General features: G+C 62.3%; 9 protein-coding genes. 5 read left to right on the forward strand and 4 right to left on the reverse strand.

The window, feature by feature from the left end:
• The first annotated feature begins 27 nt into the window (after positions 1-27).
• The 5 genes from AYX22_RS06450 (at position 28) to AYX22_RS06480 (ending at position 7,062) form a co-directional block, all read left to right on the forward strand.
• Complete coding sequence (locus AYX22_RS06450) at positions 28-312, forward strand: hypothetical protein (protein WP_207596702.1); 285 nt, start codon at positions 28-30, stop codon at positions 310-312.
• 84 nt (positions 313-396) lie between these two features.
• Complete coding sequence (locus tag AYX22_RS06455) at positions 397-1,011, forward strand: dihydrofolate reductase family protein (RefSeq protein ID WP_207596703.1); 615 nt, start codon at positions 397-399, stop codon at positions 1,009-1,011.
• 1,473 nt (positions 1,012-2,484) lie between these two features.
• Positions 2,485-2,688, forward strand: a complete 204-nt coding sequence (locus AYX22_RS06470) for a cold-shock protein (RefSeq protein ID WP_011773907.1) — start codon at positions 2,485-2,487, stop codon at positions 2,686-2,688.
• A 483-nt stretch (positions 2,689-3,171) separates the two neighbouring features.
• Complete coding sequence (locus AYX22_RS24000) at positions 3,172-5,739, forward strand: LuxR family transcriptional regulator (protein ID WP_242703549.1); 2,568 nt, start codon at positions 3,172-3,174, stop codon at positions 5,737-5,739.
• A gap of 69 nt (positions 5,740-5,808) precedes the next feature.
• Positions 5,809-7,062, forward strand: coding sequence for an APC family permease (locus AYX22_RS06480; RefSeq protein ID WP_207596704.1), 1,254 nt, complete (start codon positions 5,809-5,811; stop codon positions 7,060-7,062).
• Here AYX22_RS06480 and AYX22_RS06485 read toward each other — a convergent pair.
• From AYX22_RS06485 to AYX22_RS06500, 4 genes are all read right to left on the reverse strand, one after another.
• Positions 7,059-8,330 carry an MFS transporter gene (locus AYX22_RS06485; protein ID WP_207596705.1) on the reverse strand — a complete coding sequence of 424 codons (1,272 nt, stop codon included), beginning with the start codon at positions 8,328-8,330 and terminating at the stop codon, positions 7,059-7,061. The two genes, AYX22_RS06480 and AYX22_RS06485, sit on opposite strands and share 4 nt — an antisense overlap.
• A gap of 310 nt (positions 8,331-8,640) precedes the next feature.
• The gene (locus AYX22_RS06490; RefSeq protein WP_207596706.1) at positions 8,641-10,839 is read right to left on the reverse strand and encodes a M48 family metalloprotease; all 2,199 of its coding nucleotides are present in this window, start codon (positions 10,837-10,839) and stop codon (positions 8,641-8,643) included.
• A gap of 27 nt (positions 10,840-10,866) precedes the next feature.
• Complete coding sequence (locus AYX22_RS06495) at positions 10,867-11,322, reverse strand: hypothetical protein (RefSeq protein WP_207596707.1); 456 nt, start codon at positions 11,320-11,322, stop codon at positions 10,867-10,869.
• A gap of 205 nt (positions 11,323-11,527) precedes the next feature.
• Entirely contained in the window at positions 11,528-12,277 is a 750-nt protein-coding gene (locus tag AYX22_RS06500) for a tyrosine-protein phosphatase (protein ID WP_207596708.1), read from the reverse strand.
• Positions 12,278-12,297: the final 20 nt, after the last annotated feature.

Genomic DNA, 12,297 nt, shown 5'->3' on the forward strand with positions numbered 1-12,297 from the left:
GACATCGTAGGGGGAACGATTCTGAAAATGACTACTGCACGTAAGCTCCGCATCTTGAACATTGCATCCACAGTCCTGTTGATGACCGTCGTGATTTTGCAATCCACTCAAGTGATCAGCATGTTCTGGGGCATGGCGCTCCTGGTACTCATCGGGGTCCCGACGACGGTCGTTTGGGTGATTCTTGAGCGGCGCCAGGGCGCCGAGAAGATGAGGGGCGTAGCTCGTCTTCTTCTCCCGGTGTCCGGTGTCCGGATTTTGCCGGCAGCGCCCGCGCAAGGTGCTGTCGCCGTCGTCGTAAATCTCCGGTGACCATTGCCTGGCAGCCTCACCTGTGGAACCCTCAACATGATCCTGTCGCCGGGGTGACGACGGGCAGCAGGGAAGGATCCCGACATGGGACTCATTCACATTGACCTGTTCACGACGCTCGACGGCGTCGCGCAGGCGCCCGGCGGGCCCGAAGAGGACCCTGCTGATGACTTCGCGTTCGGCGGCTGGCAGGCGCCGCTTATCGACGAGGTTGTTGGCGAGCAGATCGATTCCGGAATGGTGGGAATGGACGCACTGCTACTGGGGCGGCGGACTTATGACATCTTCGCCTCGTACTGGCCTCACCAAGATGGCAAAATCGCGGAGCTGTTCAACCGACTTCCGAAGTATGTGGCTTCGCGCCAGTCGCTGGAGCTTGAGTGGGAGGGATCAGCTTTGCTCGGCACTGACACGGTGGCGTCCCTGCGGGCGCTACGCGAGAAGCACCAGAACATCCACGTCATCGGCAGCCTCGACTTCGTCCAGACTCTTTTCTCTGAGCGCCTGTTCGACCAACTCAACCTGTGGGTCTATCCGATCCTCCTCGGCCGCGGGAAAAAGGTGTTCGCAGACGGAGTGGTGCCGACGAACCTCAGGCTTATCGAGCCCGTGGTTGCTTCACCGAACGGTGCGGTGATGCAACGCTACGCCTTGGTTGAGGGGACTCCTGCGGTGGGAAACATGGCGGAGATCGATTAGGCAGAGCAAACACGAAAGTAGCGGCAAGGTGCGATTCGTGAGTTGCATCCTCACCGGCCGCGCCTTTCGCCCACCAGAGCCGCCTCAACCGCCCCGACATACGAAGCACGTCGTCGCTCCAGGCGCCTCAATAGCCCAGGACTCGGGATGCGGGCGCCCTTCCGCCGATTGCATTGACTACAGGCGGCAACGAAGTTTCGGAGCGAAGTCGCTCCACCTTTAGACCATGGATAGAAATGATCTCCATGTTCGGCAGCTTGGGTGCAACGCTTCCCGTAACGTGACTCCAGCTCACATCGCCCCTTTGCTCGAGTCATCCCCTCGCGTCGCTGGTACCGCGTAAACCGGCGCTGCGGATCACGCCTGCGTAGGTCGCCCCTCCGCAAGACGAAAGCTGCAACTAGCAACATCACAATAAATGCTGCTGGCGCTCCGATCGCAACCCAGAGGCCTCCAAATACTTCTCGGATGAATGCCCCGATTGTGCCCGCGCCGATCTCGCCAATGCGCGGGGAAGTAAAGAACAGGTAAACAGCCCCAAACAACCATGCCGCGGAGAGCGCGAAGAGCATGCGAAGGGATTGGCGCGTCCAATAGATACGCCGCAATTCAAATCGAAATGACTGGCCCACTGTCATGACGTGACGTTAGCAGGAACGTAGTTCACCATCAGCGGCACGGGGTACAGCCGTGCCGCGTCCACGCCCGTATGGATCGGTACAGCGATCAGCTCTGCATAGTGTCTGAGGGGGTCACCATTGCGCCGCCGGAGATGAACGCGTCCCGATCCTCGCCGTCGCACGGCATGCCGGGGAGGTCCAGTGCAAGGTTCGGGGTGTTCATGTAGAAGCTGTCCCAGCGGTCCTGGAAGACGCCGCCGAGGTGGTCGCGTTGTCCCAGGAGCTGATGCTCGACACCGAATTGCGTGAGCCAGTAGCTCGTCGTGAGGCTGGCTTGGCCTGCGCCGATGATGACCGCATCCGGAGTCGGTCCGTGGGGGTGGAGTTTGCGCTTGGGGGCTGTTGTGCCTGTTTCTGCTCGTCAGCGGTCTATTGGACAACTTCTGGGCGACGGCGTGCCTTATAGCGACCGCTGCACCGTCAATTGCCAGTTGGGTGCTCAAAGGCAGGCTCAATGGCGCCACCAACGGTGACGAGCCGCGGCCGCGGTAGCGAGCTGCCTGCCCGGGCTCATCGGCAGCAGCCGAGCGGGACTCCACTGCCCTGTAAACGGTGGATATTGAAGGCCCGGTTTCGGGCCTGCAGGAAACATCCAATGGATAAATATTTCCCAGCACTAGCTATCTGCTCAGAACTCTGTAGACTTGATGGTGTTGTTGTGTTTGGCATTTGGTAGTTCAGGCAGTCCCCACGGTCCCTCTGGATCGTGACCTTCTGAAGTAACGGTGGAGAACACCCCACACCGGAGACCCGAAAGTCGGGAGCATCTCCACCTTCAGTAAGGACTGAAAAAATGGCTACAGGTACCGTAAAATGGTTCAACTCCGAAAAGGGCTTCGGCTTCATCTCTCCTGAAGATGGCAGCCAGGACGTTTTCGCTCACTACTCTGCGATCAACTCCTCGGGCTACCGCTCCCTCGAAGAGAACCAGAAGGTTTCCTTCGACGTCGAGCAGGGCCCCAAGGGTCCCCAGGCAGTAAACATCCAGGCTATCTAGTCTTCGGATAACAAAGAAGCAGGGCCGGTCATTGACCGGCCCTGCTTTTGTTTGCCCACGTGCAGGTGATCCCGGCCTTGCAGCAGCGCCGGGTGCGTCCCACTGGGGGTGTAGCAAGCCCATGCTAAAACAGGCTGAGACTCGCTTGCGCGTCCGAATCGAACATACTTACTAATCCAATAAACCTCGATCGAACACACATCCACATAGCGAATTACACCCATGTAACTCTCGCTCAGCCCTCCGTAGCGTTGGAGATAATCCACCCACAGAGCTGAGGGAGCATCCCATGGATCACCTGATTTCCGAACAGCCCCACCACCTAGACGAGTCCCGCCACCACCTATATTTGCCCAAATCACCACCTAGATGGACCCAAATTGGCCTGTGCAAGGCCGTTTTGCCACCTAGTCCCGATTTCTCGATCTAGCCTGCGAAGTGAGCCGCATGTCGGGCATCCACAGAAACAGAAGGTTGGGTCGAGTGTTCGATTCTGAGGTTCAGCGAATCCTCGACTTTGTCGCACGCGGAATCGGCGTGCGGGTCGTCGGTGCGCCGGGCAGCGGCAAAACGTCCGTGGTCCGCAGTGTGATGAGCAATCTGGAAAAGACCGGAGTAGCCGTTCACTTCATCACCGGACTGCGCACGCACCGCACCCTCCCCTTCGCGGCCATCAAAGGACTGGGGCTGGACTTGCGGCCCGGCCGCAGCGGCGTCTTCGACATCGCGGACGTGCTGACCAGCCAACTGGCCACCAACGGAAAGCACCTGCTTGTCGTCGACGACCTTCACCTCGTTGACAGCGAATCACTGGCGGTTCTGGAGGCGGTTCGGCGCCGATCCACTTGTCCTATGGTTGCCACGGCGCCCGAGACCTGGGCATTCTCCAAAGGGCAACTGGCCATCCTCAACAACGGCCGCGAGGCACACCTGCAGCTGGACCCGCTCCACTACGAGCAGGTTCACATGCTGATCGCACAAGTCCTCGGTGCCCCAGCGGACGCAGACACCACAGCCCGGATCCTCACCAAGTCTGCCGGCAACCCGCGCCTCATCGTGCGGATTGCCGAGACCGCTTCCCTGAGCAACCTCTTGGTCATGAAGGACAAGCAGTGGGGCATGACCACCAACACCCTCTGGAACGAGCACCTGCGGGGGACACTTGAGTCGCTCCTGGCAGAGCTCAGCGCCGACGAGTTCACAGCCCTGCACACCATGGCAATCCTCGGCACCGCGCGTGTGGACGTCCTGCAGAAGGTCATCGAGCCCGATGCCCTGGAAGGTCTCGAACGCAGGGGGTTCCTCTCCGTCATGGACGACCACCACAACGGCTCCATCGCCGCCATCAGCCCACCCGTCATCGCTGATTACTTCCGCGGCAACAAGAACCTCAGGGACCGGAAACTGCTGCGACGAAAGATCGCCGGCGTTCTGGAGGCCGCGCCGCGCGCGGAACAGGAAAACCAAACAACGGCAGACTGCCTCGTCCGGGTTTTGGCTACGCTGCGTCTGGAAAAGGGCGACGGCGACGCCGTCACCGCCCGCCACTTCCACGACCACAGTTCCGATCGTGAACGTATCCGTTTCGAGCGATGGGAAGCCAACAAGTCCGCCGCCAACGCTGCGGCCCTGCTTCGGATCTATTGGGGTGCTCCCGTGGATGTCCAACGGGCAGCCCGCGTCTGCAGTGAAACAACAACGTCCGACGCCGACCCCAAGGACGTCCTGTTTGTCACCATTACCCGCGCAATGCTCGCGGTCCACACCGGGCAAGGCCCAGGTGCCGCCGTCGACATCCTCCAAAAGTTCGCTGACGATAATCCGCACCATGCCGCGGAATCCGCCCACGCGATCACCTTCCTGAGTGCCTCCCACGGAAGGGTCCCTGTGGACACACCCACAAGCGCGCCCGAAACCAAGCCGTCAGGGATGGGCAGCCTGGTCCACGGGCTGCTGGAGCTCTACCGCTTCAGGCCAGCTGCAGCCTACGAAGCTGTCGACGGTCAGACCGATGACGACACCTTCTCCCATCTGCGGCCCTTCATTCGAGGTTTCGCGCTGTTCGCTGCCGGACGAATCGAGGAATCTCTCGTCTTTGCGCTGGACTGGCGGGCCGAAGCACGCAAGAACCTGGACCAGTTCGGGGTGGTCACCAGCAGCTACGTCGCTGCCCACGGACTGCTGTATCGCGGGCACTTTGAGGAAGCGGAGTACCTCATGAGCAGTGTCTTCGCCATGGGCCGGCCAGGCTTTGTGGTGGACGCCCTCTACGACGCGATGCTGCGCCTGGCGGGGCTTCGCCACGCGACCACCGCCACACCACCGGCCCTCTCGATTGCCGCGCAGGCGCGGACAGAAGTACCCGACGTCGGCCCCTTGCCTGGCATTGGAAAGGGAGCCTACGAACTGATTGCCCACGACAGCGCGCAACCTTCGACGTTCGACCGCAAAGCCGCGAAACTCGTCAGGCGTCAGCTGAAGAGCGGCTACGTGCTGGAAGCCATGATGACGGCGCTCCTCTGCACGTGTCTGAACCCTGGACGTCCAGTTCTGGACCTGCTGCAGAAGATCCTGCGGGACAGTGGCGTCACGGTTCACGATCAACTCATCGGCATTGCCACCGCCGTTGTTGAAGGGGACCACCAGCTCCTTGGTCTGCTGCTGAAGCACTACGAACCGGACATCGACACCTACCAGGTGGGGATGCTTCTCCGGGGTGCACTCAAGAGGCACGTCATCGAGGGGAATACTGCCGCAGCCGACGCCATGGCCCAGGCCTCATCCATGTTCGCGGTCCGGTTCCCGTCAGCCAATGAGCAACTTTCCTTCAACTCGTTCAGGACCACGCCACTGACTGAGCGGGAGATCGAGGTTGCCGTGCTGGCGGGCCATCGCACCAACGTGGAGATTGCCGAACACCTGGGCATCAGTGCCAGGACAGTGGAAAACCACATCTCCAACGCGCTGCGCAAGACAGGCGCAACGTCCCGCAACGGACTCTTCATGCTCGTCGGGAATTCACTTCCACCGCGAGGAGCCGGGATAAGCTAAAACCAATTCTCCCAACGCCGGTCTCCGACGCCACGCCCTGAGCCCGGCCCCTCAGCGTGAAGGGTGTCAGTGAATAACTCCCCGGCTTTGGCCCGCCGACTCGGCACGTTCGATGCTTCGCTTATCGGCTTGGGTTCCATGATCGGCGCCGGGGTGTTCGCAGCTTTCACCCCGGCCGCTGCCGCGGCGGGATCCGGACTGCTGATCGGCTTGGTAGTGGCTGCATTCGTAGCCTTCTGCAATGCCACGTCGTCAGCTCAGCTCGCTGCCAGATACCCAACCTCCGGTGGTACCTATGTCTACGGACGGGAACGGTTGGGACCGTGGGCCGGGTTCCTTGCCGGCTGGGGTTTCATCATTGGCAAGACCGCCAGTGCTGCTGCCATGGCCATGACGTTCGCCGCCTATGCCGCACCGCAAGGGTGGGAACGCCCGGTGGCGATTGCCGCCGTCGTACTTCTGACAGCGGTGAACTATCACGGGGTGACCCGGACAGCTGGGCTGACCCGTGTCTTGGTGATCGTGGTGCTGGCGGCCCTGGCCATTGCTGTCACCGCAGTGTGGGGTGGGTCAGGGCCCGACTTTGGCGACTTTGCGGGGGAGGGGCTGCTGGCGGAGGGCTGGTACGGGATCCTGCAATCCGCAGGGCTGCTGTTCTTCGCATTCGCCGGGTATGCGAGGATCGCGACCATGGGCGAGGAAGTCCGTGAGCCCAAGCGCACTATTCCCCGGGCGATCGGCATCGCCTTAGGCATCACGATTCTCATCTACGCCGTTATTGCGGTGACACTGCTCGCGGCACTCGGCCCGGAAGGTGTGGCTGCCACGCCGACACCGCTGGCTGATGCAGTGGACGCAGGAACCTTGGCGTGGGCCTCGCCTGTTGTTCGTATTGGGGCCGCCGTTGCCTCGCTGGGTGCCCTGTTGGCACTGGTTGCCGGACTCGGCCGCACGAGCCTGGCGATGGCCCGCGAACACGACCTGCCGAACTGGCTCTCTGCCGTGCACCCGAAATACAAGGTGCCCCATAGGGCCGAGGTAACTCTTGCCGTGGTGATCTGCCTGATCATTGCCGTGGCCGATCTTCGCGGGGCCATCGGCTTCTCATCATTCGGCGTGTTGCTCTATTACCTGGTGGCGAACGTCGCAGCCTACACCCAGCCAGACGAGGATCGTCGCTACCCGAAGTTCCTGCAGGTGGCCGGTGCGGTTGCGTGCGTTGTACTTGTCGCGACGCTGCCGCCGTTGTCCGCCGGGCTGGGTGTGCTGATGTTCGTGGTGGGTATCGCTTACAGGGTGATCCGTCTGCGGGTCAGCCGCTAGGCGGCTGAGCGGGCGGGAACCGGCAAGAATCGGCGGATTGCAACAGCCGAGACCACAGCGATAACGCCAGTGAACAGCCACGGCGAGGCGGCCGCCGTCGACGTCTGGTCAGCAAACTCGTATAACGGTGCCATGGCCGTGTTGCCGATCAGCACCATGGCGCCGCCGCAACTGGCGAGGAGTCCGTAGTAGGCGCCGGTGGGTCGGCCGCCGGCGAAGTCCAGCACGAGCCGCATTGCCGTGGGAGTCGCGCACATGTTCCCCAGGCACAGGCCTGTGACGAGTGCCAGTGCCGGCAGAACCGGCAGCGAGGCGATGGGTGGCTGAGTAGCAAGGATTGCGACGGCGGTGAATCCTGCGGCTTTCAGACTGAGGCCTAAAGTCAGGGCGTTGCGCTCGCCGAATCGGCGCATGAGCTTGGCGACGGGCCACTGCAGTGTGACTGTCAACAACGAGGCGTACGCGAAAACCAAGCCGAGTGTGCCGGCGTCGAGACCGCTGCGTCGCAGCTCCACCGGGAGGCCGAAGTACAACTGATTGTGCGCCAGCAGGCTGACACTGAAGAAGCAGGCGAACGCCACAAAGCGCTTGTCGCGCAGGCAGGCCAGGAGCTGGTGTTTGGGGACTGCTGCGTCAGTTGGCTGTCCGCTGTGGTCGGCGCTTGGCAGGAAGCGCCAGAAGACGAAAGCCATGACCGCGAAGATGGCCGAGGCGACGTAGAGGGAGACTTCGAAGCCGAAACCCAGGAGCAGGCTGCCGAGCAGTGGGCCAGCCACGGCGCCGAATTCGCCGACGATGACCAGCGAGGCGAAGAGGGTTGGCCGGTGTTTCCCGGACGGTTCGCGTCGTTCCTCGGCTGCGGCGACCAGGCTTTCGAGTGCGGGCGAGAACAACGCGCCACCGACGCCGGTGACGATCGCACCCGCGAGGAAGAGACTGAAATTGTCGGCCGCCGCCAACAGCAAATAGCCACTGACCCGGACGATGCACCCGGCGACCATGGTGTAGCGGGCGCCCCAGCGATCGGAGATGGCACCGCCCACCAGGAACATCCCTTGCTGGGCGAAGGTCCGTGCTCCCAGGACGACGCCGATGGCCACCGCACTCATGGCGAAGTCATTGGCCATGGTGAGGGCAATGAACGGCACCACAGAGTAGAACCCGATGTTGAAAATCAGCTGGCTGGAGAGCAGGAGCTTCGGGTTGGGCCTGGCTGGCCGTCCCTCTGTCTGGAGGGGTGTCTGGGTGGAGCTGGTGGCGGGTTTCATGAACGGCTTTCCTTGGCGGCAGGCACGTTCGAGATTATCAATAATCGTTCTCGTTTACTCCTGTGACGACTCGCGGCGTCTCTGGCTTGGGCACGACTCCACCGGGGGGTAGACGGGTGGAGCCGTGCCGTAGTGCCTCCTACGCCAAAGCGGGTGGGGCTCCCGCCGGACACCGGGACTCCCGCTTCGGAGGCACAAGAGGAGACTATGGCCCGTTTCCCGGCACTAGGTGCCAAATCCGGGCAACTAGGTGCCGTCAGTGGAGAAATTAGGTGTTGGTGCGGAAGAAATAGGTGGTGACGCGGAGCGCCTAGGTGGTGGCCGCCCGGCCGCGTGGCTCAGCTGCCCGCGTCGTCCGGTTCGCCCGGCTCACACGGTTCGCGAAGCCGATCACCGCCTGCACCGCGAGGCGAAGAGTGACGGTGACGCTGACGACAATGAGGGAGATGGCGAACCCCCGCGCCATGGCCGGTGCCCAGATGCTCAGCAGCACGTCCCACGGCACTGAATCCGTGCTGGCCAACCAAAAGACAGCAACACCCATGGCACAGAGCGCCAGCATCAGAGGTCCCGCGATGAAAGTAGTGGCAGGACCAGTAGCGGGATTTACCAGGCAGAGCACGGCTGACACGGAAGCCCAGCACAGCACCGTGGTGCTTACCCAGAGGAAATCGGCTTGGGAAGCCGCTTCCGCGGTCCTGATGGGACTGATCCGCAAGAGCTGCGACACAAGGAATATGCTCCCTGCGATGCCTGCCACCAAGCCAAGGATCAAAGGCAACCAGAACGAACTGCCGGGAGCCTTAAGGTGAGGGCGACGCTGGGAGTCAAGGCCGCCGTCGTCGTCCTTGTTGTCTTTAAAGTACATCCAGTCACGGGCTTCACGTCCACGGAAGAACTGCCCATAACAAGCCGCGATGATGGCTGTGATGCCCAGCACCAGGGCAACGCCGATTCCCGGCCACTCGTCGTAGCCGTACTGGATCCACAATGCGCCGCCCAACCACCCGAAGTTTGTGAGGGCAAGATCCAAGCTGTCGGCCATCCAGGTGGTGACCACAAAAGTTGCGGTGCTGAGCAATGCCACAGGCAGCCAGAAATGCCGGGGACGCCTGGCCAGGACTGCCAGGGGGAGACCTATGCTGGCGAAACCCGCGCAGATGAACACTGTTCCGAGCCCGGCGATAATGGGAGCGATCAACGTCACAGGATCCACCGGTGCTGAAACGTCCTGCCCTATCCCCGCGAACGACAGGACTTGTCCCAGCGCCAGGCCCACGGCAACACCGACGGCAACCCTGAAGACACCCGGCAACCCGTGCCCCGACAGTGGAACCCCCGCACCCCGGGCCGAATGAGGGGATTCCGCCGGATAAGCGCCCGCTAACGCAGCAGCGAACCGTGATCGCCAAAGATCAAGGCCGACGGTAAAACCCAGGAGCGATCCCGTCACCACCGCTGAAGCCCAGATGCCACCCAGTACGACGCCGGATCCCGTCAGCAGGGCGGTGGCGGTCCCCACCACCAAGGGACCAAGAATCCCGGCGAGGGCACCGGCGCTCAGCGAGCGGAGGAAGTCGCTGGTGGCGGCTTTACTGGGAGCGTTGAGGACAGTGACTCGAGCTGCGCGTGTCGGGTGGCGCATGCGCAGGCGCCGTATCCACGTGGCAGGAGTGCCGGGTCCGAGGAGTCCCAAGCTGGCACTGACCTTCTCGTATGACCTCTGCCCGGCCCGCAGGTCGGCATCATGCTCGCGTGAGCGGAGCAAGGCAGCTGTCACAATCTCCACCACCACAGCCAGCAGGGCCGCACGCCAGAGGTAGTAGGGAAGCAGCGAAGGCCCTTCCCATATGGCGCCTGCGACGGGAACGAGAAGCACCACCAGAGTCACGTACCACGAGCTCCGAGCCAGCCACGCCAATTCAACGTCGCGGTGACGGATATGCGCGAACTCATGGAGAACGACGCCGTCGGCCGGTCCGGGCCGTACAAGCAGACCGACAATTTTTGGCGGCAGGGCAACCGCCGCTGAGCCGGGCCTGCCGAAGGAGAAAGCATCTCCCATCCGTGCCGGACCGAGGTAGAGCTTGGGTACACGACGCAGGCCGGCCTCGGACGCCAGCTGGCCGAAACGGTCCACCACCGCGCTGTGCTTTGGCGCGGGCACCTGCAGGGCACGCCGCCGTCGAATCATCAGTGGCACAACGAACATGACGGCCACGGCAAACACTGCCATGACCCCCGCTCCGGCCAGAGACCACAGACCCCGCCTGATCTCCAGCGGCGCCGTGCATTGCTGTTGCTGGGCGAAATCCAGGGCCAAACACTTACCCAACTCCTGGACCCATTCCCTGCCAAGGACCACGTTGTGCATCCATGAGCCCACAAACAAGCCGACCGCGAGAAGCGCAGCAATGAAGAGAACATACAGGCCAGTGGTGGGTGCGGGGAGGGCGAGTACGTTAACCCGGCGACGATCAACTGCTGGCGCCAACGGCTTCTGGTCCATGCTGACCGCCTTCTAAGGGTTGAAGAGCTACCTGCTGAGGACCCCGAGGATTGCGTTTCCCAGCAGATCTGCCTTGGTTTCGTCGAGGCCAAGCCGTTTGGACTGCTCTTTTGCGGCGGCGAAGACGCGGTCGCGCTGTTCCGCGGTGAGTTCGATCGCTGCGCTGGTGGAATCCTGTGGGGAGCCCAGCCGCAACACCCTGCGGACGGCTTCCGTCACTGCGGGTCTGGCGGCGTCCTTCACCGCGTCCTTGGCCACATCGCGGAGCAAGTCACCGAGGAAACCGATGATGAACTGGGCCACGGCGAGGGCAAAAGGTGCCAGCAAGGCCAGCTCCAGGCCGAAACCAACGGCCTCATCATTCTGGGCCGGGTTCAGAGTGGATTCGGGATCCGCGTAATACTCGTCGGCGACTTCGTCGAAGGTGAGCAGTTCATCCGGGGCGGCCCGCTCGATCATCAGCCGGGCCAGTTCAGTGCTCACATCACGTGTCTCGCCCATTGGGATGTTCGTGCCAAGCTCTCCCATGGTGCCCCCTTGGTGAGAATCGAACAGACTCGGAGGTCTGCCGTGGGACACATTGTCCGCCTGACGGTGGGGGACCACAAGACCATTGGCCGCCGCCGTTGAGCTTCGCCTTTCGATCAGCGGAACGGAGCCGCTGATCTGGCGTCAGCTGGCTCGGCGACTAGCAACCGAGCGGAAGGATGGTGCCGCGCCAAGTGGCTAGGGCGGCGCGGTCGCGCTCGGGGAGGTCGGCGGCCTCGATGAATTCGTGAAGGTCCAACCCGGCCAAAGCCGTCCTGAAGGCTCCTTCGGTGGTGGTTCCGTGGCGCTCGCAGAGTTCGTTGAGTAGGGATTCGGCATTGTTTCTGTTGCTGCTGGCAGCGCGGACGTCGCCCAGCCTGACAGTTTCGAGGTAGTCATCAACGATTTCCTCGGTGCCGGCGTTCACAGCCGACAGCAGAATCATGGCAATAATTCCGGTCCTGTCCCTGCCACCCATGCAGTGAAAAAGGACGCCGCCCGGCGCCGCGTTGAGTATGGCTGAGATAGCCGCCCCGGCTCGTTCGGGCATCTCATTGAGGTGGGGCAGGAAATACAGTGCCGTTCCCACCAAACCGTTGTCCCAGTAGCCAGCCCAGAACTCGGTGTTCTCAAGGCCGTCGAGATCCACGTTGATCGTGGTGAGCCAGGGTGGGCGTTTCCGGGTGTCCTTTTCACGTTCCCCAGGTTGCCGAAGATCGACGACGGTTCGGATGCCCGACTCGTGGACTTGCTGCCAGCCATCGGGGCTTATCCGGTCCACGTTGTCGCTCCGGAAAAACACCCCGTGCGGCGTCAGGGTTCCGTCTGCACGTTCCAAACCGCCAAGATCACGGGCGTTGACCAGACCTTCGACCCGGAGCGCGCGGTCCTTCCTGCCAGACTCTTCCATGCCCCAAGTAAAGCAAAGGG

Source organism: Arthrobacter sp. D5-1 (assembly GCF_017357425.1).
Lineage (GTDB): Bacteria > Actinomycetota > Actinomycetes > Actinomycetales > Micrococcaceae > Arthrobacter.